Origin of the sequence: Micropruina sp. (assembly GCF_027492755.1) — a bacterium.
In the GTDB taxonomy this organism is placed as follows: domain Bacteria; phylum Actinomycetota; class Actinomycetes; order Propionibacteriales; family Propionibacteriaceae; genus Micropruina.
This window is the reverse complement of sequence record NZ_JAPUED010000045.1, coordinates 1595-24420: the sequence shown is the minus strand read 5'-3', so window position 1 is coordinate 24420 and position 22826 is coordinate 1595. Positions and strand designations below refer to the sequence as shown.

Below are 22826 nucleotides of genomic sequence, written 5' to 3'. Positions count from 1 at the left end.
TGAGCTTGTCGACGCTTGCGGGTTGAGCTTGTCGACGCTTGCGGGTTGAGCTTGTCGACGCTTGCGGGTTGAGCTTGTCGACGCTTGCGGGTTGAGCTTGTCGACGCTTGCGGGTTGAGCTTGTCGAAACCCGGGTCTCCGTCATCCCGGCGGACGCCGGGATCCCGCCGAGAGAACTGCCTGGTACTGAGATCCCGGGGCAAGCCCGGGGTGACGGATTTGGGCAAACGCAACCAGCGGCTAGGGTGGAACCCGATCTCCCACTCACCCGAGCAAGGATTCTCATCGTGCTGATCTACGAGCTTTCCGCCGCGCATCCTCGTGCGCTGACCTCGTAGACGCCGCACCCTTTTTCTCCGGCTCCGTTGTCAGCGCCTCCGCTGACAATCCGGGAGCCCCATGTCTTTCGCCCAGAATCCTGCCGTCGTCCTGACGAACCTGTCCTTCGCCTGGCCGGACGGCGACGCCGTCCTCAGCGAGCTGACGGCCACCTTCAACCCGGGCCGAACCGGCCTGATCGGTGACAACGGCACCGGCAAGACCACCCTGATCAGGCTGATCGCCGGTGAACTCCGCCCGAGTTCGGGGTCGATCAGCACCAGCGGCCAGGTCGGCTGCCTGCCGCAACAGCTGACCCTGCGCACCGGCGCCACCGTCGCCGAACTACTGGGCGTACGCGACCGCCTTGCCGCGCTGCGCGCCATCGAGTCCGGTGACGCCGACCCGCTTCACTTCGACGCGCTCGCCGACGACTGGGACGTCGAGGCACGCAGCCTGGCCACCCTCGACCGGATCGGCCTGCCGGGGATCGGCCTCGACCGGCCGGTCGGCACCCTGTCCGGCGGCGAGACGATGCTCGCCGCGCTGGCCGGGCTGCAGCTGGCCGGCACCGAGATAGTGCTGCTGGACGAACCGACCAACAGCCTCGACCGGGACGCCCGCCACCGGTTCTACGACGTCGTCACCGCCTGGCCGGGCGCACTCATCGTGGTCAGCCACGACGTCCGGCTGCTGAACCTGATGGACGACACCGCCGAACTGCGAACCGGCTCACTCACCGTCTTCGGCGGAGCCTACGGCGCCTACCGGGAGTATCTGGACACTGAACAGGCCGCCGCCGAGCAGGCGCTGCGCACCGCCGAACAGCGGCTCAGGAGCGAGCAGCGGCAGCGGGTCGAGGCGCAGACCAAGCTGGCCCGCCGGCAGCGCTATGCCCGCACCGACTATGAGAACAAACGCAAGCCGAAGATGATCATGAACAACCGCAAACAGGAGGCCCAGGTGTCGGCGGGCAGGCTCCGCGGCGAGCTCGACGCGAAGGTGGACGCCGCACAGACGGCGGTCGATACCCGGGCCGCCCGGGTGCGCGACGACGTCCGGATCAGCATCGACCTGCCCGACCCGGCAGTCCCCAGCGGCCGGCAGCTGGCCGAGTTCCGGGACGGACGCGGCCGGTGCTTCGTGCTGCAGGGGCCGGAACGGCTGGCCCTGACCGGCCCCAACGGCATCGGCAAGACCCGCCTGCTGCAGACGCTGACCGACTCCGCAGCCGTCTCCTACCGCGACGCACGCGCCATCCCGCACGTCGAACGGATCGGCTACCTGCCGCAGCGACTCGACCATCTCGATGACGCCGCGACGATTCTGGACGCGGTCCGGACGGCCGCACCCGGCGTTCCTCCGGCGCGCGTCCGGGCCGGCCTGGCCCGCTTCCGGTTCCGCGGCGAGGTGACCCATCGCCCGGTCGGCGACCTGTCCGGCGGGGAGCGGTTCCGCGTGGCGCTGGCCCGACTGCTGCTCGCCGATCCGCCGCATCAGCTGCTGGTGCTCGACGAGCCGACCAACAACCTCGACCTGCACAGCGTCGACGCCCTGGTCGACGCGCTGAGCGGCTACCGGGGCGGGCTGGTTGTGGTCAGCCACGACGACGACTTCCTGGCGCGGCTGCGCATCGACACCTGGCTGGTCCTGGATGTCGACGGCCTCAGACTCAGTGCGCCCGTCGCCGGCGCGGGATGACCGAACGGATCGCGAGCGCGGGCCTCGACGAGCCGGCCAGCCAGGCGCCGGCGGCGACCAGGGCTGACAGCACCACCAGAATCCAGATCGCCGGGTGGAGCGAGGCGGTGGCCTGGTCGAAGAACGCCTCGGCGGTGGCGGACGGCATGACTGAGGGGGTCACCGAACCGATGAAGAACTGCCGTCCGACGCTGAGACCAGCCGCCAGCAACAACAGCGCCACTGCGAAGCCGGCCCCGGCCCAGGCCAGCGCCCGGATGCGGCGCGGCGCGGTCGCCAGGCCGGCGATCAACAGCCCGAGCACGATCCACGGCAGCCAATAGCCCAGCGCGACGGTGAATTGATAGAACGATCGGGCCTGCACCAGGGAGTCGGCCTTGACGATCGGGATCGACCGTTCGATCTCGGGAATCCGGCTCGCGAATCCGAAGCCCTGCTCGATCAGCACCTGCTTGACCTGTTGGATCACCGTCGCCAGCTCAAGTGACAAGACGCCGTCCTGGGAGAGTTGGACCGCCGTATCCGGGTCACCCTGCAGGATCGCGATCGCTCGGCCGTGCGATTCGCGCAGGCTGCGTTCCCACACCTGCGCGAATCGTGGTGAGGTCACCGTGCGTTCCACCGCGGAGCGGATCAGCGAACGGACGCCCTCGGCGGCCGGCCCGGTGAGCAGGCCAGCCGCTTCCTTCGCCCGGGGCGGTAGGCCGAGACCTGCGATGCCTTGCATCAGGTCATTCACCAGCGCGTCGATGTCGAGGTTGTCGTCGACGGCCTGGGTGACCCTGTCGGTGAGGAACGACTGCACCGCAGGATCGCCGGCGAGCGGGGCGAAGGTCTGGACGAATCTGTCCGTGTCGACGAGTTGCCCGCGAGCCCAGGTTCCGACGACAGCGACCGGAGCGAGGATCACACTGACCGCGATCACCAGTGCCGCGATCACCGTGCGTAGGCGGGCACGTGGCGAAGCGACGGCCGGATCCTGATGCTGGCTCATTCCACCGTCCCTATCCGTCACTTCACGAACGCGACAAAGTCTGTCTGCTCAGAATCATGACCGCATGCGGCCCGGGTCGCCAGTTCGACGTTCGTCGACCCATAGGCGTTCACCGGCAACCGCCGTAGTGTGGCCTGGATGAAAGAGAGGTCGTCGCCATCGTGACCACCCCCGGCCCTTCCCCGTATGCACCGGCGGTTCCCGCACCGGCCGGCGTCGGCACGGCTCACGCGAAGACGATCCTGATCGGCGAGCACGCAGTCGTCTACGGAGCGCCGGCGATCGCGCTACCGGTCCACGGACTGGCGACCCGGGCGGAGCTGGACGCCGGGGGGCCGTGGGCATTGGACTGCGCCCTGCACCACGGGACCGTGGACGACGCGCCGGTCGCGATGGCGCCGGTGATCAATGCCTGGCAGCAGGCCGTTCGCCGGGTCGCTGCCGCGATCGCACAGCCGGACACTGGACGTCCCCACCTGACCGGACGACTCACCGTGACCAGCGGTATCCCGATGCAACGCGGCCTGGGCTCCAGCGCCGCGGTGGCCGCCGCCGTGGTGGACGCCGTCGCGTCGGCGTCCGGGGTGCCGCTGGGGCTGGCCGACCGCACCGAACTGGTGCAGCAGTCCGAGATGATCGCCCACGGCAGAGCCAGCGGAATCGATACGGCCGCGGTGCTGTCGGACGCGCCGATCCTGTTCGAACAGGGCGCCATCGCACCGGTGTCCGTCGGTGGACGCTTCGTCTTCGTGGTCGCCGATACCGGGGTGACCGGCTCAACCGCGACCGCCGTCGGCGGCGTCCGATCGTTGCGGGAGACCCAGCCCGGGCTGGTGGACGGCCTTGTGGATCGGCTGTCCGAACTGAGCCGGGTGGCGGTCGGCTGTCTTCAACAGGGCGATCTCGACACGCTCGGCGCGACGATGGACGAGGCCCACGACTCGCTGAACCGGCTCGGTGTCGGCTCCGACGAGTTGGATCGGCTGGTGGGTGCCGCTCGGCGCGCGGGCGCACTGGGCGCCAAACTCACCGGTGGTGGTCTCGGCGGGTGCGTCGTGGCACTCTCCCGGGCCGACGACGTCGATAGGGTGCAATACGAGCTACAGAGGGCCGGCAGTCATGGGACCTGGACGACCACCCTGGAAGGACCAGCATGAATGAGGCGAGTGCGCGCGCATTCCCGAACATCGCCCTGGTGAAGTACTGGGGCAAGCAGGACACCTCGCTCATCCTTCCCGTCGCCGGCAGCCTGTCGCTGACCCTGGACACCTACGCGACGACGACCACCGTCCGGCTCGATCCGGACGCCGCGGCCGACAGCTTCAGCCTCAACGGCGTCCCCGGTGCCGCCACCCCGACCCAGCGGGTGACCCGCTTCCTCGACCTGGTCCGCGAGCTTGCCGGCTCGACCGCGCGCGCCCGGGTCGATTCCCTCAGCGAGATCCCCACCGACGCCGGACTGGCCTCCTCAGCAGCCGGCTTCGCCGCGCTGGCGGTCGCCGCCGGCGCCGCCTACGGGCTGGAACTCGACGCCCGGGCACTGAGCCGGCTGGCCCGGCGCGGCTCCGGCTCGGCAGCCCGCTCGATCATCTCCGGCCTGGCGGTGTGGCATGCCGGCGACGACGCGCAGTCGTTCGCCGAGCCGGTCGGCGGGCCCGAGTTCAAGATGATCATCCTCACCCTCGACCGCTCGGCGAAGCGGGTCTCCAGCCGGGACGCGATGGTGCGCACCGCACAGACCTCCCCCTTCTACGACGGCTGGATCAGCTCGACCGCGCAGACCCTGGACGCCGCACTGGCGGCCTGCCACGCCGACGATTTCACCGCGCTGGGCCTGCTCACCGAGCTGCACGCGCTGCGGATGCATGCGCTGATCCAGTCGGCCGATCCGCCGATCCGCTATCTCAAGCCGGCCAGCATCGCCGCGTTCGACCGGGTGGAGGAACTGCGTGCCGCGGGCCTGGAGTGCTACGCGACCGCAGACGCCGGTCCGAACGTGGTGGTCATCGCCCGGCCCTCCGACGCCGATCAGGTCGCTGCCGAGCTGGTCACCCTGGGCGAGACCACCGTGGTCGGCGCCGGTCCCGGCGCCACCCTGCTGCCCCGCGGAGCCGCCGGATGATCGTGACGCGGGCGCCCGGCAAGCTGTTTCTGGCCGGCGAGTACGCCGTCGTCGAACCCGGCGAGCCGGCGGTGCTGATCGCTGTCGACCGCTACCTGTCGGTGGAACTGACCGAGGGCAGCGACGTCGGCCGGATCCGCTCGGGCGAGTACGGCAACGCGCCACTGGAGTGGACCCGGGGTGCCGGCGGGGTCGGCGTGGTGGTCGAGCATCGCCCCTCCGACTACGTGCTGAGCGCCCTCGACGTCGTCGACCGGCTGCGCGACGAGCTGGGCATCCCGCCGCGCTACTTCGACCTGGCGATCAGCAGCGAGCTGGACGACGCCCAGGGCCGCAAATTCGGCCTCGGCTCGTCGGCGGCGGTGACGGTCGCGGTGATCGCGGCGCTGAACGAGTTCTACCGACTCTCGCTGAGCCGCACCGAGCGGTTCAAGCTGGCGTTGTTGGCGACCATCCGGGTCAGCCCGAAGGCGTCCGGCGGCGACCTGGCCGCCTGCACCTTCGGCGGCTGGGTGGGCTACAGCGCACCTGACCGGAGCGCCCTGCGCGCGGAACTGGTCGGCTCCGGCGTGGCCGGCACCCTGCGTTCCGCGGCCTGGGGCTCGTACCGGACCACCCGGCTGGCGCCGCCGTCCGAGCTGGAACTGCTGGTCGGCTGGACCGGTTCACCGGCCTCCACCGAGCGGCTGGTCGCCGGCGTCCGGCATGGTCGTGAGGACTGGTCGGACTCCTACGAGCAGATCCTGCATGCCAGCCGCCGCACCGTGGAGGCCCTCGAGCGCGCCCTGCAGGCCGACGACAGCCTCGCCGTGCTCGCTTGCCTGCGGACCGCCCGTCGCGTGCTGCAGGACTTCGGCCGGCTGAGCGGCATCGTGATCGAGACGCCGGCGCTGCGCGCGTTGTGCGACGCGGCCGAACGCAGCGGCGCGGCCGGCAAGCCGTCCGGTGCCGGTGGCGGCGACTGCGGCATCGTGCTGGCTCCCGCCGCGACGTCGCGCCGTGATCTGCTGGCCGACTGGGAGGCGCACGACATTCGCCGCCTGGAGTTGCACGTCCATCCACCCGAGGGGGCAGCCGCATGACCGCTGATGCCAGCAACGAGCACCAGCGCCGCAAGGACGACCACATCGCCCTCGCCGGGCAGCAGCAATTGGCGCCGGTGGCCCGCAACGACTTCGACGAGGTCGAGTTCGTCCACCACGCGCTGGACGGCATCGACGAGTCCCGCGTCCGGCTCGGTGTACGGCTCGGCGACGTGGCTTGGCCGATGCCGCTGTACATCAACGGGATGACCGGCGGCAGCGACGCTGCGACCCGGATCAACCGCGAACTGGCCATCACCGCCCGCGAGACCGGGCTGCCGATGGCGTGCGGGTCGATGAGCATCACGCTGCGGCATCCGGAGACCGCGGACGGCTTCCGGGTGCTCCGCGACGAGAACCCGGACGGCTTCATCATGGCCAATCTCGGCGCCGGACGGTCGGGCGACGACGCCCGGAAGGTCGTCGAGCTGATCGGCGCGAACGCCCTGCAGCTCCATCTGAACGCCGCCCAGGAGACCGTGATGCCCGAGGGCGAGCGGGCCTTCTCCGGCTGGGCCCGCTCCGTCGAACAGATCGTCGCCGCGGCCGGGGTGCCGGTGATCGTCAAGGAGGTCGGCTTCGGGCTGAGCCGGCGCACGCTGCTTCGGCTGTCCGAGCTGGGCGTCCGGATCGCCGACGTCAGCGGCTCCGGCGGCACCGACTTCGTCAGCATCGAGAACTCCCGGCGCAGGTTCGGCGACTACGCCTTCCTCGCCGGCTACGGCCAATCCGCGCTCGCCTGCCTGCTGGACGCCCCACGCGGCGGCCCCGAACTGCTGGCCTCCGGCGGCGTCCGGTCCCCGCTGGACGTGGTGAAGGCGCTCGCCCTGGGCGCCCGGGCCGCCGGCGTGGCCGGGGTGTTCCTCAAGCCCGCCACCGAAGGCGGCGCCGAGGCGCTGGTGCCGCTGGTGCAGCGGTGGCTGACCCAGCTGCGCCAGCTCCATGCCCTGCTGGGCGCCGCCGAGCCGTCCGAACTGCGGCACACCGACCTGCTGCTGCGCGGCCGGGTCAAGGAGTTCTGCGAACTGCGCGGCATCGACCCCAGCGGTTTCAGCCACCGGCGCGACGAGGCGCCGCTACCCACGGCGCCCCAGCCCCAGGCGTCCGAACCCACCTCAGGAGGACCGAATGAGCGATGACGACAACACCGTGATCCCTACCCGCTGGGTGGGTCCGATCCGGGTCAGCGGTGACACGGTCGCCGGCGAGTTCGAGGTGCCGCTGGCCACCTACGAGACCCCGCTGTGGCCGTCCGTGGGTCGCGGGGCACGGATCTCCCGGCAGGTCGAGGGCGGCATCCAGGTCACCGTGCTGGGTGAGCGGATGACCCGCTCGGTGCTGTTCATCGCCCCCGACGCCGCCACCGCCGACCGAGCCGCTCGCGCGATCGCAGCCCGCAAGCCCGAACTGGACCAGGCCGTCGGCGGCACCAGCCGGCACGCCAAGCTGGTCGACATCCACGACGAGATCGTCGGCAACCTGCTGTTCGTCCGGTTCGCGCTCGAGACCGGGGACGCGTCCGGGCACAACATGGTGACCCGCGCCGCCGACGCCCTGATGGAGCGGATCCTCGGCTGGGATCTGGGGCTCAGCTACGGCTCGATCTCGGGCAACTACTGCACCGACAAGAAGCCGAGCGCGGTCAACGGCATCCTCGGCCGTGGCCGCAACGTCGCTTGCGACATCCTGATCCCGCGCGAGCTGGTCGCCAAGTCGCTGCGCTCCACTCCCGAGGCGATCACCGAACTGGTGATCCGGAAGAACTTCGTCGGCAGCACCATCGCCGGTGCGCTGCGCTCGGCCAACGCGCACTTCGCGAACATGCTGCTGGCCATCTACCTGGCCACCGGGCAGGACGCCGCGAACATCGTCGAGGGCTCCCAGGGCTTCACCTACGCCGAAACCCGGCCCGAGGGGCTGTACTTCTCCTGCACGCTTCCCCACCTGATCGTGGGCGCGGTCGGCAACGGCAAGCATCTGGCGCACACCCAGCGTGCGCTGGAGCGGCTCGGCTGCGTCGACCCCGACGCCCCACCCGGCGGCAACGCCCGACGACTCGCCGGGCTGATCGCGGCGACCGTGCTCTGCGGCGAGCTGTCCCTGCTCGCCGCCCAGACCAACCCGGGCGAGCTGATGGCCGCCCACATTCTGCTCGAACGTCGAGAGAGGAACCGCTGATGACATCGATCGGCATTCATGACCTCTCGGTCGCGACCGCGCACTACGTGGTCGACCTCACCGAGCTGGCCGAGGCGGCCGGGGTGCCGCCGCAGAAGTACCTGACCGGGCTGGGACAAGAGGCGATGAGCTTCCCGGCGCCCGATGAGGACATCGTCACGATGGGTGCGGCGGCGGCGCTGCCGATCCTGGAACGGCACGGCACCGAACGGATCCGGACGGTGCTGTTCGCCACCGAGTCGGGCATCGACCAGTCCAAGGCGGCCGGCGTCTTCGTGCACAAGCTGCTCGGGTTGCCCAGCGGCGTCCGGGTGGTCGAGTTGAAGCAGGCCTGCTATTCGGGCACGGCCGCGCTGCAGATGGCGGCCGGCATCGTGGCCCGCGATCCGCGCGAGCAGGTGCTGCTGATCATGTCCGACGTGGCCCGCTACCAGCTGGACACCCCCGGCGAACCGACCCAGGGCGCGGCGGCAGCGGCGATGCTGGTCAGCGCCGATCCGGCGTTGCTGGAGCTGGAGCCGACCACCGGCATCCACACCGCGGACGTCAACGACTTCTGGCGCCCCAACGACTCCACCACCGCGATGGTGGACGGCGGCCTGTCGCTGCGCGCCTATCTGGCCTCACTGATGGGCGCCTGGGACGACTTCCATGCCCGCGGCGGTGCCGGCTTCCACACCATCGAGCGGTTCGTCTATCACCAGCCGTTCACCAAGATGGCGCAGAAGGCGCATGCCCGGCTCTCCCAGCACACCTCGCACGCCGTCTCGCCGAACGCGCTGAAGGGCTCGCTGGACTACAACCGGCTGCTCGGCAACAGCTACACCGCTTCGCTCTACGTCGGCCTGGCCGCGATGCTGGACAACTCCGACGACCTGGCCGGACGCCGGGTCGGCCTGTTCAGCTACGGCTCGGGCAGCGTCGGCGAGTTCTTCACCGGCATCGTCCAGCCCGACTACGCCCAACACCGCCGGCGCGAGGCGACGCTGGCCGCCCTGGAGGCGCGCCGTCCGCTCGACATCGAGGGCTATCGCGCGCTGCACTCGGCGCACACCGAGAGCAGCCAGGACCGCGAGACCCCGCGGGTGACGTCCGGACCCTTCCGATTCAGCGGCATCCAGGGCCAGGCGCGACAGTACGAAGCGAACTAACCCCTCCGCTGGTCGAGCTCGTCGAGACCTCACGCACGGACCGCAGGGACGGTTCTTTTCGTCCCACCGTTGGTCGAGCCTGTCGAGACCCTGCTCAAGCAACCGGCGGTCGAGCTTGTCGAGACCCCTGTTCTGTGGTCGGGTCTTGATGGTCGCGTTCTGCTCCGCGGAGCGGGCTGCACCCCGTCCCGCTTTGAAGTTCGCGTCACTGCCGGACCCACCATCGTCGCGAATGCCGTCATCCCGGGCTCCGACCCGGGATCTCAGTGGCGACGAACCGCCGGCCAGCGCCACGTGAATTCTTTACGCTTTCCACCACAATTCACGGTAAGTTGCGGGCCATGAGGATCACACCGTGATCAACCGCACCACCCGGGAGCGAATCGACGCGCTGCTGGACACATACCGCGACCTGGCGACTCGCCACCCCGAAGCGCTCCACCAGATCGCGCTGACCGAACTGGCCGAGACGGTTCAGCAGTCGAACGCCATCGAGAACTCCACCCTCACCCTCGGCGAGACCGAACAAGTTCTTGCCGGACGGCTGCCGTCCGGACACCACGACCTGCGTGAGATCTACGAGGCGCGGAACCTGGGCGCGGTGACCACCGACCTGGTGGCGAACACCGAGACGCTTTCGACCGACCTCATCCTGCGCTGGCACCGGATGCTGCTGGCCGGTATCCGTGACGACGCGGCCGGACGGTTTCGCCGGGCGGGTGAGTGGGCGCGGGTGAGCAATCATCTCGGCGCAAACCCCGAGCTCGTCTCCGGGCTGATCTCGGACGCGCTCGTGCGTTACAGGGACGACATCACGTCCTCGCCGCTCGATGCGATCGCCCGGTTCCATTGCGAGTTCGAGGTGATCCATCCCTTCGTCGACGGCAATGGACGGATCGGGCGCGTCCTGATCAACAAGCAACTCCAGGACGCTGGCCTGCCTCCGGTCATCGTCAGGGCAAAGAACCGGCACACCGACTACTACCCGCTGCTGGACCGCTACGCGACGACCGACGCCCACGACGGCATGACCCGACTCCTGGCCTTGTTGCTCCTCGAATCACTGCACAAGCGCCTCGCGCTGATCACCAGTCCCCGGGTGGTGCGGCTGGCCGACTGGGCGCGAGCGAACGGCGTCCGCGGCAATGTCGCGACGAACAAAGCCAAGCGGCAGACGATCCCCGCCTTCCGGCTACGTGATCGCTGGATGATCGCCGAGGACTACCGCTGAAGAAGCTGCGCCGACAGCAGGGCCTCGATATCCGGGGCGATGTCGCCGGGCTGGGTCGGCGGCTCGTACCGCCGGACAACCCGACCCTCCGGATCGATCAGGAATTTGGTGAAGTTCCAGTGCACGTCGCTCGGGGCGGCGTCCGGCATCGCCTTCGAGATGGATTCGTAGAACCCGCCGTAGGCCGGGCCGAAATCACCAGGAGCCTGGCTGCGCAGGAAGGCGAACAGCGGGTCGGCGTCCGGCCCGTTGACGTCGATCTTTGCGAAGACCGGGAAGCTGACGTCGTAGGTGGTCTTGCAGAAGTCCTGAATCTCCGCGTCGGTGCCGGGCTCCTGGCCGAAGAACTGGTTGCTGGGGAAGCCCAGAACCTCCAAGCCGCGGTCGCCGTACTGCCGATGGAGCGCCTCCAGGCCCTCGTACTGCGGGGTCATGCCACATTTGCTGGCCACGTTGACGATCAACAGCACCTTGCCCGCGTAGTTCGCGAGCGGCACGGACGTCCCGTCGGCTGCTTGCACCTCGAAGTCGAACACTCCACTCACGTCAATGCTCCTGTTCTGTCTGTTCGTTGTGGGGGAAGCCGGTCACATGTCACGGTAGCGCCGAGCTTCGGCGACCTTCGTGGCCAGGTCGGTGCGGTTGAGGTTCTGCACGTAGCCGGGGGTGTCCCGCTGGATCCGCCAGCCCTCGCTCAGCGGACCGAGATCGAGAACGTCGAAACCGATGGAGTCGAGAAAGGCCGCCACCTGCGCACGAGCCGTCCCGTCGTCGCCGGCGACGATCAGCGCGCGCCGATCCGAGGCACCCGCCGGCCGGGCGGTGCTGAGAATCTCCGCGGCAGGAATGTGGTTGAACGCCTTCACCACCCGAGCACCCGCCAGATGGTGCTGCACCAGTTCGCTGGTGGTCGTCGACTCGTCGTCCAGTTCGGCGATCTGCCCGTCGCGTTGCGGGTAATAGTTGTTGGCGTCCACCACGGTCTTGCCCGCGAACGGCGCCGGATCGAGGTCGGCGACGTTCTTCAACGGAACAGCGACGACAACCAGGTCGCCCCGGCTCGCGGCCTCTTCGACCGTGCCAGCCTTGGCCCGCGGGCCGAGTTCCGCGACCAATCCGGTCAACGTCTCGGGTCCGCGGGAGTTGGCGATCACCACGTCGTACCCGTGACCGAGGGCGGCCTTCGCGACCGCAGTTCCGATGTTTCCAGCGCCGACAATGCCCACTGTGCTCATAGGAATCCCAACGCGGGCCGCGGCCACCTCATTCCGGACGCCGCCCCTGCCCGGCGACCGGGATGAGCGACACCCGCACCATCGGCTATTGCCTCGCGCCGATACTGGTGTCACGGTTTCCGGCACCGGGAGGATTCGATGGCACATCAGCCCTGGACGCGTCGCCCTCACCCCGCTGCGACAACATCATGACCGACCTCGACAGCCCGCCCTTCGACCACGCCGTCCGGGGCCGGTTCAACGCCTGGTTCTTCTCCGCGCTGGACCGCTACATCGACCGTGTCGCCCGGCCGCTCAAGCGCATCGCCTTCGACGGCCTGGACGCGGCACGCGTGGTCGAGATCGGTCCCGGGGTCGGCGCCAACCTGCGCTACCTGCCGGCGGCTGCGGAGTTGATCGCCATCGAGCCCAATCTGCGCATGCACGCCCCACTCCGACGACGATGCGCCGACGCCGGCATCACCCTGACCCTGGTCCCCGGCTACGCCGACCGGCTGCCGCTACCTGACCGCTCCGTCGATGAGGTGATCTGTTCACTGGTGCTGTGCACCGTCCCCGACCCGGACGCCGTGCTCGCCGAGGCGACCCGGGTGCTGCGTCCGGGTGGCCGGTTCCGTTTCGTCGAACATGTCGCCGCGCCGTCCGGCAGCCCTCGGGCACAGGCCCAACAGGCGCTGCACAAGCCCTGGGCATGGCTGTTCGAGGGCTGCGACCTGCATCGCGACACTGCCTCCGCCATCGAACGCGCCGGCTTCACCCGCACCACGATCGTCCCGATGAGACCGCGCGGCAGCATCTTCTACCCGGTGAACACCATGATCTGTGGCACCGCCGAACTCTGACTGCACGCGGGCAACCAGCGGTGGTTGCGTTGCTCAGCGCTTCCTCAGCTCCGACGTGGACACAGGGTGTATCCGCCGATCACGATGGCACTCTCACAGGCCCAGTTGCGGTCGATCGTGGCGAGCAGGTCGTCTGATGCGCCCTTGCGGTGCAGCCAGCCCCGATCCCAGATCAGCCAGCGCGCCCCGGGTTCGGTCAGGCAGGCCAGGCTTTCGGCACGGTTCGCGGCGGAGACCTTCTCGTCCGCCTGACCTCGCTGCAGGAACAGTGGCGACGGGTAGCGACACCGGGTGGGATTCCCCAGCAGGTAGCCGGCGTCGCCGAAGGCAAGGTAGGCGACCTGTGTGTCCGCGCCGATCAGGCGGTGGATCTTCTCGGCATCGGCAAGTTCGGTCCGCAGGGCCGCAGCCTGACCGACCGAGGTTCGGCCCGCCGTTCCGAGAGCGAGCGACTCCGCGGAGACCGGCGTCTGGGTGGCCAGCAGCGACACCATCACCAACAGAGCGGCCCACAGGGTCACCGCACCCTCCGAGCGAACGGACGGCTGGCGCATCGCGGCCAACTGCCAGGCCGCCAACAGCAGCACCCAACCGCCGGTGATCAGGTAGAGGCCGGCCCAGTGCCCGACCCGCCATGGCGCCGGAAGCACGAACAGCACCAGAGTCCAGACCACCAGGGCCGACAGCGGCCATCGCAGCACCGCCCGGGAGCGCTCAATGGTTCGGACGGCGAGCGCCGCGCTGAGCACCACCAGGCCAAGGGCGTGATAGGTGAAGTACTGGCCCTGGTAGGCGATGCCCAGCCCGGTGAGCGCCACTGCCGCGAGCGCCGTCCAGATCTCGGCTCGCCGCGCACCGATGAAGAAGGCCGGCAGCAGCGCCACCGTGGGCCAGCGGGCAGCGAGGTTCATCAGATAGTGGCCGGCTTCGGTGGCGTTCTCCCAGGTCCACGGGTCGGGCTGCAGCGCACGGATGTCCAGCAGCCAGCTGATCTCGAATGGTGCGAGCCACCAGATCAGGGCGACAGCGAGCAGCCCGCTGAGCATCGCCGCGACCATGGCGAGCCATCCCCGGCGGCGGTCGATCGCCCACAGGATCAGCAATCCCGCGGCCGCCACCGGCAGGGTGCTGATCTTCACCAGTGCTGCCAGCGCCAGCAGCACCCCGGCGACCGTCCCGCCGGATCCGGCCCGCACCATCAGTCCGGCGCCGACCGCGGCCACCGCCAACAGCGCCGCCATCCAGTCCGGTTCACCGGTCGCCGGCGCGGTGAACATCAGGGCTGCGTAGGCGGCCAGCGCGTAGGCCCACGCCATCGACGCCCACCGTCGGCGCAGCCCCCTCCACAACAGGGACGCCGCAGCCGCCGCCAACACCGCGGCCATCAGCCGGAAGCCGGCCTCGAAGACCCACACCCGTTGCCATGATCCCGGGCCCCCGGCCGCGGAGCTGACCAACTCAGGCAGCCAGGACTGCGCCGCGGAGAACAGGCGGAACACGATCGGTCGGTGGGTGAACGTTTCCGCCGCCGAGTAGCCGGAGACCCGAACCACCCCTACCTCGTAGCGGATGTTGCCGTTGACCAGGTAACCCAAGAGCGCGAACGTCGCCAGGCCCGCGGCGACGAGCATCGCCACCCGCAAACGCGAGGCAGTCGCGTCGCCCGCAGCGGGAGCCGCTGCGTCGGTCACATTGGTGCGGCTGCGGGGTGTTGCCGGAGCCGACGGATCGACCTGTGCGCCTTTCGTCGGCGGCATACTCGCTCCGGCCTGTCTGGGGTGAGGGCCCCTCCAGTAGACCGGTCGGAGGTGAACTACCGAGGGCGAGCACCCGCCCACGGCCTGAACGGGCGACGGCTTTCGCTACTTCTCCGCCCGGGCCCCGCTGCTGCCTCCGACGCCGGACGAGGCACGCGACGCCCACCAGCGGGCCAAGGAGCTCACTGAGGACGCGCCGAGCGACGCTTCCTTGAACGCCGGCTCAGCGAGCTGGGCTGTGGGGACCACTGAAGATGGAGACGAAGTCCTCCAGCAGACCCGCCTCACCGTCGACGCTCGCGTTGTCCGCGGCGGCCAGGGACCGATACACCGATCTGCTTGAAGGTCGAGGTCGACGACGTCACCCGGCGTCAGCATCGAGCCAGGCCGTCTCGCCGTCAGCCAGTTCAGCCACGAGATCCCGCGCCATCGCGTCCTGGCGGAGCGCGCGAATCGCGCGGCTGACCGTCTCGTCGATGCTCTCGCATCGCTCAGCGACCATGGCGCTCGAACGATCTGAGCTGAATTGTTACTATACCGACTGGTCAGTATAGTTTCTTGAGTGACTGACATTGCCTCAACGTCTCCGGTGTCCCTGTTGCCCTCGGCGCGCCGCCGGTGGGCGGCGTTGGTGGTCCTGGTGGCCGGGGTTCTGCTGCTGGCGATCGACGGCACCGTGCTCTACCTGGCGGTGCCGGCACTGACTCGCGATCTGGGAGCGACGTCCGAGCAGGTGCTGTGGATCGGCGACGTGTATTCGCTGGTGCTGGCGGGGCTACTGGTCACGATGGGCTCACTGGCGGACCGGATCGGCCGCAAACGATTGCTGCTGACCGGAGTGGTTGCTTTCGGGCTGGCGTCGCTGGTGGCGGCGTTCTCGGCGAGCGCGGCGATGCTGATCGCGGCCCGGGTGTTGCTGGGCGTTGCCGGGGCGTCGATCATGCCTTCCACCCTGGCGCTGATCCGCAACATCTTCACCGATGCCGCGGAGCGCACCAAGGCGATCGCGATCTGGTCGGCCGCGTTCGGCGCGGGGTCCGCGATCGGGCCGCTGGTGGGTGGCTTGCTGCTGGAGTACTTCTGGTGGGGCTCGGTTTTCCTGATCAACGTGCCCGTCATGCTGGCAATGCTCATCGGCGGCGTGTTCCTCCTGCCCGAGTCGTACAACCCCCATCCGGGCCGGTTCGACCTGCCGTCGGCTGCCTTGTCGCTACTGACGATGACCCCGCTGATCTACGCGATCAAGCACACGGTCGGCTCCGGCTTCGACCTCGTGGCCGCCGCCTGCCTGGTCGTCGGCGCGATGTGTGGGTGGCTGTTCGTGCGGCGGCAGCGGCGGCTGGAGACGCCGTTGCTCGACGTGGAGTTGTTCCGGATTCCGGCGTTCACCGGGGCGGTGCTGGCGAACGTGATCGCGATCTTCTCGCTGACCGGGTTGTTGTTCTTCTTCTCGCAGTACCTGCAGCTGGTGCGGGGTTACAGCCCGCTGGTCGCGGGATTGGCCGAGCTGCCCTCCACGATCGCCTCGATCGTCGTCGTGGCCGTCGTCGGAGCCGCTGTCACTTGGCTCGGCCGCGGCCGCGCCGTCGCGGTCGGGATGCTGCTGGGCGGCGCCGGGCTCGCGGTCCTGGCCTCGGCCGAGAGGCAGGAGGCGTACGTGTGGCTCGCGATCGGTCTGGCCCTACTCGGTCTCGGGATCGGTCTGGCGATGACGCTGACCGCCGACATCGTCGTCTCGGCCGCGCCGGCACGGAAGGCCGGTGCCGTGTCAGCGATCACTGAGACCGCCTACGAGTTGGGTGTCGTGCTCGGCATCGCGCTGCTCGGTTCGCTGGTCACCGGCCTGTACCGGGCGTTGGTGACCGTCCCGGCCTGGCTCTCGGCCGCCGACCGCGCCGCGGTGCAGGACTCCCTGGCGTCCGCGCTGACCGTCCTCGACCCGGCTTCGACGGCAGCGCAGGCTGCCCGGGAGGCATTCGCGCAGGCGATGCAAACGGCGTCCCTCGTCGCCGCGGTGCTGATGCTCGCTGCCGCCGTCGTCGCCTGGCGACTAATCCCTTCGTCGCCCGGACGGACGGCGCGTCCCGGCGACGGGCCCACCCCGATCCGAGAGGCTGGCACGGACCACGACGAGAGGGACCGCTGATGGGACGCACCGCGGGACGCACCTCGGAGGAGACCCGGAAGCTGCTGTTGGCTGCCGCCGGACGAGTGCTGCGCGCGAAGAGCATCTCGGCGACCCTGGAGGACATCGCCCGCGAGGCCGGCGTCTCGAAAGGCGGGTTGATCTACCACTTCGCCAGCAAGGACGAACTGTTCCTCGCACTCGCCCAAGGCATCCTCGACGATTTCCACGCCTGCATCGAGGCCGAGACCGACCCCGAGGACACCGCGCCCGGCGCCTACACCCGCGCCTACATCCGGACGATGCTCACGCCACAGGCCGACGACACCGCGGTGCTGGAGGACATGGTGCTGCTCGGCCAACTCCTCTCCGTCCCCACGATCGCCGCGATCGCGCGTGCCGACGCCGACGCCCTCGAGGACCGGTTGCGCGGCGACGGCCTCCGCGACGACGTGCGGCTACTCGTCGTCGCGGCTGCCGACGGGGCGAACAGCGCCCCGATCTGGGGTGGCCGCTCCCGGCCGGCCGCCGAACTCGACGCACTCAAACGGCACCTGCTGGAGCTGACCCGCCAGCCCGAGCCCCAGGACGGCCAGAACTGGCTTTCGCTCCCCCGGTAGGCGCCGCAACAAGCCCGCCCCCGGCCGCGCAGGGCGCGACCGGATTGGTACACCCACGCCCGAGAATCGAGGAGAGGTCCGCCATATGAGCAGATCGCCGAGCATGAGCCAGCGCGCGCGATTCGCCGTTCTGTGGCAGTTCGTCCGCCCCAAAGCGGGCATCCTCGTCTTCGCCATGCTTTTGGGCATTCTGGTATCCGGAGGCGAGTTGGCCAGCCCCCTCGTCGCCCGATGGATTCTGGACTCCCTCGCAGAGACCGGGAGTTCCGTGATGGCACCGGTCGGGGTGTTGGCCGGTCTGCTGGTCGTAAGTGCGCTTGTCGGGTGGTGGCAAGCGGTGATCCTGGGCAGCCTGGCCGAGGACATCGTCTACGACGCTCGCGCCGCCATGATCACCCGGTACCTGCGTGCCCGCGTGCTGCCCCTGCTGAGTCGCTCGCCCGGCGAGTGGGTGACCCGTGTCACCTCCGATTCGGTCCTGTTGCGTGAGGCGGCGTCCTCCAGCGTCATCGGAATCATCAATGGCTCGGTCGCGCTGACCGGAACCCTCGTGCTGATGTTCTTCCTCGACCCGGTGCTCACCGGCGTCACGATCGGCGTGGTGGCTGTGGTCGGCGCCGGCGTGGCGATACTGATGCCGGCGATCTCAGGTATCCAGGAGCAGGCGCAGGCCGCGCTCTCGGATCTCGGCGGCGAACTCGACGGCACCGTCCGCGCGATCAAGACGGTCAAGGTCGCCACCGCCGAGGAGAACCAGCGGACGATCCTGCTGAGTCACGCCCGACGCTCCCGTGACCACGGCATCCGGGTCGTTCGCCGCGAGGCACTCGTCTGGACGGCAACCGGCGCGGGCATCCAGGCCGCGGTCATCACGGTGCTTGCGCTCGGGGCGTGGCGCGTGTCGCTCGAAGCCATCACGGTGTCCACCCTCGTCGCATTCCTGCTCTACGTCTTCGGACTCCTCGGTCCGGCGTCGGAACTGGCGCACCACCTCACGACGCTGCAGGCGGGGGTGGCTGCAGCCGGCCGCATCCGCGAAGTCGAGGCATTGGACACTGAGGATGACTCGGAACTGCCGCACCCCGGCACCCGATATGTTGCGGATCAGCACGGAGCACCTCCAGCGATCGAGATCGAGTCCGTCACCGCGTCCTACCGCCCTGGCGGGACACCCGCGGTTTCCGATCTGTCGCTGGTCTTCCCGAGCCGGGGTCATACGGCGATCGTCGGGCCTTCCGGCGCCGGAAAGACGACAGTCATGTCGCTGATCCTGCGGTTCCTCGAACCCAGCACTGGGAGGCTTCGGCTGCTAGGGGTGCCATATGACGAACTCAGACCCGCAGCGGTTCGCGCGAGCATCACCTACGTCGAACAGGAGTCACCGCTCCTGCCTGGCACGCTTCGCCACAACCTCGGATTCGCGAACCCCGAGGTGGACGGGGCCGACATGATGCGGGTCGTCAGGGAACTGCTGCTGGACGACCTGGTCGCCCGCCTTCCGCAGGGCCTCGACACCGAGGTGCGTGACGCCACCATCTCCGGCGGACAGCGCCAACGGATCGCCATCGCCCGCGCCCTGCTGGCCCGGCCACGCATTCTGCTGCTCGACGAGGCGACGGCCCAGGTCGACGGCATCTCCGAGAGCGCCATTCATGATGCGATCAGAAATCAAGCAGCGAACGGAACCGTCATCACCATCGCGCACCGACTCTCCACCGTCGTGGACGCCGACAACATCGTCGTGATGGACGACGGGCGCATCTCCGCACAAGGCAGCCATGAACAGCTCCTGGCGTCCAGCCCGTTGTACCAGCGGCTGGTCAGTACGTTCACGCTCAGTTCCCGGCGGGCAACGTCACCGGCGCGATGCAGTGACCCCGCCGACTAGTCGGGCGGACACCCCCGATGAACGAGGAACACCGGCGGTGGCGCTTCCGCGCGGTTCCCTCACTCGCCGGGCAGGGCATCCGCCGAACGCGGGCCGGCATCCTTCTTCGTCGGGTCACGCCTGTCATAGGACCGATAGACGTCTGTGGCGTCATGCAGGAACCGGGCAAGGAGCTCGCGTTCCCCGTTCGAGTAGGGCGCTAGGAGTTCATCAAGCCGGTCGATGAGTGGCTGTATCTCCGACCTGACCCTCTCGATCGCCTCGGAGGTCGGCTGCAAGATGAGACGGCGGCGATCGTGCGGGTCTCGGTGCCGGACGAGGTGGCCGGCATGCTCCAGTCGGTCGACGAGCCCGGTTGCGGAACCGGAGGTCAGGCCCACCAGTGCACCCAGTTCCACGGTGCCGAGGGGATCCTCTGAGGTCATCAGGTGCTTCATCGCCTGGTAGTCGGCGGAGTTCAGCCCGAGTCGCTGGCCGAGTGTGACGTCCATGACGGCAGCGGCGACCATCATCCGGTGCAGCGCCCAGGAGACATCAGCAGGCGGCGTCCGCTGCTCGACGTCGCGTTCGCTTTCGGGGCCTGTCACCGCTCCATGATATTATAACTCGGAAACCACGTGACTTTGATTCGGAGTTAACAATGGGAGACCGGCCGAGGTGGTGGCTCGGATTGGTGTTCCTCAGCGCCGCGGTGTCGCTGGTCATCATTGATGTGACCATCATCAACGTCGCGATCCCGGCCATCGTGGTCGACCTGGACGTCTCGGCTGCGACGACGCAGTGGATACAGGAGGCATACACACTCACCCTGGCTGCGCTGTTGATCGTGGTGGGTCGGGCGGCCGACGGTATCGGGAGGCGGCGTGCGCTGGTCATCGGCCTCGCGCTCTTCACCGCCGCAAGTGTGCTGGCGGCCACTGCCACCTCGGGACCGATCCTGGTCCTCGCGCGCGTGCTGCAGGGAATCGGCGGTGCAGCGATCCTGCCGTGCACACTGTCCCTGCTCAACGCGACCTTCCGCGGCAAAGAGCGCCCGATCGCATTCGCGGTGTGGGGTTCGACGGTGGGCGCCATGGCCGCGGTCGGCCCTCTGCTGGGCGGGTGGCTGACGACCGAGTTCTCGTGGCGATGGGCGTTCGGGATCAACCTCGTCCTCGGACCCATCGCGATAGCCGGCGCGCTGCTGTTCGTCCCCGAGTCCAGGCATCCCGACCGTGGGCGGGGCGTCGACCTGCTCGGGGTTCTGCTGTCGGTCGGAACGTTCTTCTGCCTGGTGTTCGGGCTTGTCGAGGGGCGTGCGGTGGGCTGGTGGTACGCCCGCTCAACCGAGCATGACTTCGTTGCCGGACTCTCCCCGGTGCCGTTCGCCTTCCTCGCCGGAGCCGCGGGGCTCGCCTCCTTCGTCCTCTGGCAGCGGTTCCGGCAGCGCCGAGGCCGAGACTCGCTCCTCGATCTACGACTTTTCACCGTTCCGACATTTGCCCGCGGCAACGGCATCGTGTTCCTGGTCGCGCTGGGACAACTCGGCCTGCTCTTCGTGCTGCCGCTGTGGTTGCAGGCCACTCTCGGGTACAACGCGACCCAGACCGGCGTGCTGCTGCTGCCGATCGCGATCGGCGCGTTCATCGCCGCTGCCACCACCCCGCTGCTCGCGCGGGCGTGGGGCACACCATGGGTGATCCGGTTTGGCCTGCTCGCCGAGATCGCCGGCCTGGTCTGGCTCGCGATTGTCGCCTCGTCCGAGGTGACCGGCTGGGCACTTGTCCCCGCGCTCGCGCTCTACGGCTTCGGGGTCGGTACCGCCGACGCGCAGTTGCCGAGCCTGGTCCTGGCCGATATACCCGTCGAGCGCAGCGGGCAGGCTTCTGGCGTTCAGAGCACCGCTCAGGAACTCGGATCGGCGATGGGTATCGCGGCGATCGGAACCGTGCTCTTCACCAGCCTGTCTATGGAGCTGAACGCCGCTCTGGAGAACACGCTTCTCGACCCGACGACACGAGCCGAAACCGTCTCTGTCGTCGTCGAGTCGGCCGGCACCGCGATCACCGGGCTCGAGGGCGACGTCAAGCGGGCCGCGAACGATGCCCTCTCCGTTGCGACCCGAAATGCGGCACTCACCGGCGCCGGGTTCCTCACCTTCGGGTTGGCGGCGACCGTCTCGCTGAGGCAGCGTCGCGACCCAGTCCGTCAGGGTGCCGTTCACGGACCGGAGGTGAGAAGCGATGACAATGGTGGATGAGGAGATCGTGCTCGACGCTGTGGATGGCGCGTTGCAGCGGCTCACCGTGCGCGCTGAGCGGCGCGGTGGCGGAGCAGGTCGCATCGCCAGGGCCGCATGTCGGGCCGCAACGGGCGGAAAGCGGTTCCGCCCCCGGCTCGTCGTGGCCGCCTTCCGCGCATTCGACGACAGCTCCCCCTGCCCGCCGGCGGTAGCCGAGATCGCTGCCAGCTTCGAGTTGCTGCACACGGCGTTCGTCATACACGACGACGTGATCGACCGCGATATCGAACGGCGCGGCCGGCCGAACGTATCCGGCATCTTCCGTGCGCAAGCCCGCAACGCGGGCGCCACTCCGGAGCGAGCCGCGCAACTCGGAGACGCGGCAGCCATCCTCGCCGGAGACATACTTCTCCATGAAGCGGCGCGGCTCATCGCTACCGCTGAGGTGTCGGAGCCACAGCGGCGCAGGCTCCTCGACCTGCTGGACGAGGCAATCCTGGTCTCGGCGACGGGTGAACTCGCCGATGTCGAACACGCGACGCTGCCGCGCGAGTCCGCGCCGGACGCGGTGCTCGCGGCGACCCGGGACAAGACCGCCATCTACTCGTTCAGCGCTCCGCTGCAGGCCGGGGCTGTACTCGGCGGCGCTCCCGATGACGCCCTGGATGCACTGGCGCTCAGCGGTCGCCACCTCGGTTTCGCGTTTCAGCTTGTGGATGACCTTGTCGGCGCCTTCGGCACGACGCAACAGGCAGGCAGGGAGCCGGGAGCAGACCTGCGGGAGGGCAAACAGACCGCAGTGATCGCTCTTGCCCGCCGGAGCGATCACTGGCCCGCAGCACGAGCGGCCGTGGCGCTGGCAGGCAGCGGTCCCGTAGCCCTCAGGGGCGCACAGCAGGCTGTTGAAGCAACCGGAGCAAGGGCCGAAGTGGCCGCGATGATCGACGAGAGCCTTCGCGCGGCACAGGACCGTTCTGCCATTGCGCCGCTTCCCGTCGCAGCGCGCCGCATGCTCAGCGACATCGCCGTGATGATCCGGAAGCGAATCCCGTGATCACCGCCGGCTTTCAGGCGTGGACCGATAGCTGACCCGGTAGCGCAGATGGATGGCCTGTTCGCTGTCGGTCGCCTGCGCCCGGCATCCGCGTCCCAGGCCCCACATCGGGTTGCTTGGCGGCTCCAGCGCGGCGATCCTGCTCGCCGTCTCCGCGATCGTCACCTGCCGAGGACGCCGCTCGCCGCAAACTCGTGGACCGCTTGTCGACGTCCGCCATGCTTGAGATGGTCGGCATCCGCCCGCCTCATTCTTGAGATGGTCGGCATCCGCCCGCCTCATTGTGGAATAGGAGTTGATCATGGCA

21 protein-coding genes are annotated in these 22826 nt (G+C 69.1%); 14 read left to right on the top strand and 7 right to left on the bottom strand.

What is annotated here, in order from left to right; genetic code table 11:
- The first annotated feature begins 399 nt into the window (after nucleotides 1-399).
- Entirely contained in the window at nucleotides 400-2019 is a 1620-nt protein-coding gene (locus tag Q0066_RS02985; protein WP_298129903.1) for an ATP-binding cassette domain-containing protein, read from the top strand.
- Here Q0066_RS02985 and Q0066_RS02980 read toward each other — a convergent pair.
- Nucleotides 1991-3013, bottom strand: a complete 1023-nt coding sequence (locus Q0066_RS02980) for a hypothetical protein (RefSeq protein ID WP_298129901.1) — start codon at nucleotides 3011-3013, stop codon at nucleotides 1991-1993. The genes Q0066_RS02985 and Q0066_RS02980 overlap by 29 nt on opposite strands.
- A 161-nt stretch (nucleotides 3014-3174) precedes the next feature.
- On the opposite strand from Q0066_RS02980, the gene mvk reads away from it, so the two are divergent.
- From mvk to Q0066_RS02945, 7 genes are all read left to right on the top strand, one after another.
- Nucleotides 3175-4170, top strand: a complete 996-nt coding sequence (mvk, locus tag Q0066_RS02975) for a mevalonate kinase (RefSeq protein WP_298129899.1) — start codon at nucleotides 3175-3177, stop codon at nucleotides 4168-4170.
- Nucleotides 4167-5135 (top strand): diphosphomevalonate decarboxylase, encoded by a 969-nt coding sequence (mvaD, locus tag Q0066_RS02970; RefSeq protein WP_298129897.1) that lies wholly within the window; start codon nucleotides 4167-4169, stop codon nucleotides 5133-5135. Before mvk ends, mvaD begins: the two co-directional genes overlap by 4 nt.
- Nucleotides 5132-6217, top strand: a complete 1086-nt coding sequence (locus Q0066_RS02965; protein ID WP_298129895.1) for a phosphomevalonate kinase — start codon at nucleotides 5132-5134, stop codon at nucleotides 6215-6217. Before mvaD ends, Q0066_RS02965 begins: the two co-directional genes overlap by 4 nt.
- Complete coding sequence (gene fni, locus Q0066_RS02960; RefSeq protein WP_298129894.1) at nucleotides 6214-7356, top strand: type 2 isopentenyl-diphosphate Delta-isomerase; 1143 nt, start codon at nucleotides 6214-6216, stop codon at nucleotides 7354-7356. The genes Q0066_RS02965 and fni overlap by 4 nt, the downstream gene beginning before the upstream one ends.
- Complete coding sequence (locus Q0066_RS02955) at nucleotides 7346-8395, top strand: hypothetical protein (protein ID WP_298129892.1); 1050 nt, start codon at nucleotides 7346-7348, stop codon at nucleotides 8393-8395. Before fni ends, Q0066_RS02955 begins: the two co-directional genes overlap by 11 nt.
- Nucleotides 8395-9546: a hydroxymethylglutaryl-CoA synthase gene (locus Q0066_RS02950; protein WP_298129890.1), complete on the top strand. Its 1152-nt coding sequence runs from the start codon at nucleotides 8395-8397 to the stop codon at nucleotides 9544-9546. Before Q0066_RS02955 ends, Q0066_RS02950 begins: the two co-directional genes overlap by 1 nt.
- Before the next feature lie 355 nt (nucleotides 9547-9901).
- Nucleotides 9902-10777, top strand: a complete 876-nt coding sequence (locus tag Q0066_RS02945) for a Fic family protein (RefSeq protein ID WP_298129888.1) — start codon at nucleotides 9902-9904, stop codon at nucleotides 10775-10777.
- Here the strand turns inward: Q0066_RS02945 and Q0066_RS02940 are convergent.
- The gene (locus Q0066_RS02940) at nucleotides 10768-11313 is read right to left on the bottom strand and encodes a glutathione peroxidase (RefSeq protein ID WP_366521493.1); all 546 of its coding nucleotides are present in this window, start codon (nucleotides 11311-11313) and stop codon (nucleotides 10768-10770) included. The two genes, Q0066_RS02945 and Q0066_RS02940, sit on opposite strands and share 10 nt — an antisense overlap.
- 51 nt (nucleotides 11314-11364) lie before the next feature.
- Complete coding sequence (locus Q0066_RS02935) at nucleotides 11365-12012, bottom strand: NADPH-dependent F420 reductase (RefSeq protein ID WP_298129885.1); 648 nt, start codon at nucleotides 12010-12012, stop codon at nucleotides 11365-11367.
- A 188-nt stretch (nucleotides 12013-12200) separates the two neighbouring features.
- Here Q0066_RS02935 and Q0066_RS02930 point away from each other — a divergent pair, with 188 nt between their 5' ends.
- Nucleotides 12201-12854 carry a class I SAM-dependent methyltransferase gene (locus Q0066_RS02930; protein WP_298129884.1) on the top strand — a complete coding sequence of 218 codons (654 nt, stop codon included), beginning with the start codon at nucleotides 12201-12203 and terminating at the stop codon, nucleotides 12852-12854.
- 44 nt (nucleotides 12855-12898) lie between these two features.
- On the opposite strand, the gene Q0066_RS02925 is transcribed toward Q0066_RS02930, so the two are convergent.
- Together Q0066_RS02925 and Q0066_RS02920 are read right to left on the bottom strand one after the other, a co-directional pair.
- The gene (locus Q0066_RS02925) at nucleotides 12899-14491 is read right to left on the bottom strand and encodes a hypothetical protein (RefSeq protein WP_298129883.1); all 1593 of its coding nucleotides are present in this window, start codon (nucleotides 14489-14491) and stop codon (nucleotides 12899-12901) included.
- Between the two features lie 481 nt (nucleotides 14492-14972).
- Complete coding sequence (locus Q0066_RS02920; protein ID WP_298129882.1) at nucleotides 14973-15113, bottom strand: hypothetical protein; 141 nt, start codon at nucleotides 15111-15113, stop codon at nucleotides 14973-14975.
- A 60-nt stretch (nucleotides 15114-15173) separates the two neighbouring features.
- Here Q0066_RS02920 and Q0066_RS02915 point away from each other — a divergent pair, with 60 nt between their 5' ends.
- The 3 genes from Q0066_RS02915 to Q0066_RS02905 all read left to right on the top strand — a co-directional run bounded on the left by Q0066_RS02915 (nucleotide 15174) and on the right by Q0066_RS02905 (nucleotide 19244).
- On the top strand, nucleotides 15174-16757 hold the full coding sequence (locus tag Q0066_RS02915; RefSeq protein ID WP_298129881.1) for an MFS transporter: 1584 nt from the start codon (nucleotides 15174-15176) through the stop codon (nucleotides 16755-16757).
- Nucleotides 16757-17356: a TetR/AcrR family transcriptional regulator gene (locus Q0066_RS02910; RefSeq protein ID WP_298129880.1), complete on the top strand. Its 600-nt coding sequence runs from the start codon at nucleotides 16757-16759 to the stop codon at nucleotides 17354-17356. The genes Q0066_RS02915 and Q0066_RS02910 overlap by 1 nt, the downstream gene beginning before the upstream one ends.
- 103 nt (nucleotides 17357-17459) lie before the next feature.
- Entirely contained in the window at nucleotides 17460-19244 is a 1785-nt protein-coding gene (locus Q0066_RS02905) for an ABC transporter ATP-binding protein (RefSeq protein ID WP_298129879.1), read from the top strand.
- 59 nt (nucleotides 19245-19303) lie between these two features.
- On the opposite strand, the gene Q0066_RS02900 is transcribed toward Q0066_RS02905, so the two are convergent.
- Nucleotides 19304-19831, bottom strand: coding sequence for a MarR family winged helix-turn-helix transcriptional regulator (locus tag Q0066_RS02900; protein ID WP_298129878.1), 528 nt, complete (start codon nucleotides 19829-19831; stop codon nucleotides 19304-19306).
- 53 nt (nucleotides 19832-19884) lie between these two features.
- Between Q0066_RS02900 and Q0066_RS02895 the strand changes: the two genes are divergently transcribed.
- The gene (locus Q0066_RS02895) at nucleotides 19885-21483 is read left to right on the top strand and encodes an MFS transporter (protein WP_298129877.1); all 1599 of its coding nucleotides are present in this window, start codon (nucleotides 19885-19887) and stop codon (nucleotides 21481-21483) included.
- Nucleotides 21467-22519 (top strand): polyprenyl synthetase family protein, encoded by a 1053-nt coding sequence (locus Q0066_RS02890; protein ID WP_298129876.1) that lies wholly within the window; start codon nucleotides 21467-21469, stop codon nucleotides 22517-22519. The genes Q0066_RS02895 and Q0066_RS02890 overlap by 17 nt, the downstream gene beginning before the upstream one ends.
- On the opposite strand, the gene Q0066_RS02885 is transcribed toward Q0066_RS02890, so the two are convergent.
- Nucleotides 22520-22826 (bottom strand): hypothetical protein (locus Q0066_RS02885; protein WP_298129874.1); only part of this gene is annotated, 307 nt, incomplete at its 5' end.

Excerpts from the sequence above, each read along its gene's own strand:
- Q0066_RS02985 (WP_298129903.1), top strand. The coding sequence starts at position 400 with ATGTCTTTCGCCCAGAATCCTGCCGTCGTCCTGACGAACCTGTCCTTC.
- Q0066_RS02950 (WP_298129890.1), top strand. The coding sequence starts at position 8,395 with ATGACATCGATCGGCATTCATGACCTCTCGGTCGCGACCGCGCACTAC.
- Q0066_RS02955 (WP_298129892.1), top strand. The coding sequence starts at position 7,346 with ATGAGCGATGACGACAACACCGTGATCCCTACCCGCTGGGTGGGTCCG.
- Q0066_RS02930 (WP_298129884.1), top strand. The coding sequence starts at position 12,201 with ATGACCGACCTCGACAGCCCGCCCTTCGACCACGCCGTCCGGGGCCGG.
- Q0066_RS02965 (WP_298129895.1), top strand. The coding sequence starts at position 5,132 with ATGATCGTGACGCGGGCGCCCGGCAAGCTGTTTCTGGCCGGCGAGTAC.
- Q0066_RS02920 (WP_298129882.1), bottom strand. The coding sequence starts at position 15,113 with ATGGTCGCTGAGCGATGCGAGAGCATCGACGAGACGGTCAGCCGCGCG.
- Q0066_RS02935 (WP_298129885.1), bottom strand. The coding sequence starts at position 12,012 with ATGAGCACAGTGGGCATTGTCGGCGCTGGAAACATCGGAACTGCGGTC.
- Q0066_RS02910 (WP_298129880.1), top strand. The coding sequence starts at position 16,757 with ATGGGACGCACCGCGGGACGCACCTCGGAGGAGACCCGGAAGCTGCTG.
- fni (WP_298129894.1), top strand. The coding sequence starts at position 6,214 with ATGACCGCTGATGCCAGCAACGAGCACCAGCGCCGCAAGGACGACCAC.
- Q0066_RS02980 (WP_298129901.1), bottom strand. The coding sequence starts at position 3,013 with ATGAGCCAGCATCAGGATCCGGCCGTCGCTTCGCCACGTGCCCGCCTA.
- Q0066_RS02890 (WP_298129876.1), top strand. The coding sequence starts at position 21,467 with ATGACAATGGTGGATGAGGAGATCGTGCTCGACGCTGTGGATGGCGCG.
- Q0066_RS02895 (WP_298129877.1), top strand. The coding sequence starts at position 19,885 with ATGGGAGACCGGCCGAGGTGGTGGCTCGGATTGGTGTTCCTCAGCGCC.
- mvaD (WP_298129897.1), top strand. The coding sequence starts at position 4,167 with ATGAATGAGGCGAGTGCGCGCGCATTCCCGAACATCGCCCTGGTGAAG.
- Q0066_RS02905 (WP_298129879.1), top strand. The coding sequence starts at position 17,460 with ATGAGCCAGCGCGCGCGATTCGCCGTTCTGTGGCAGTTCGTCCGCCCC.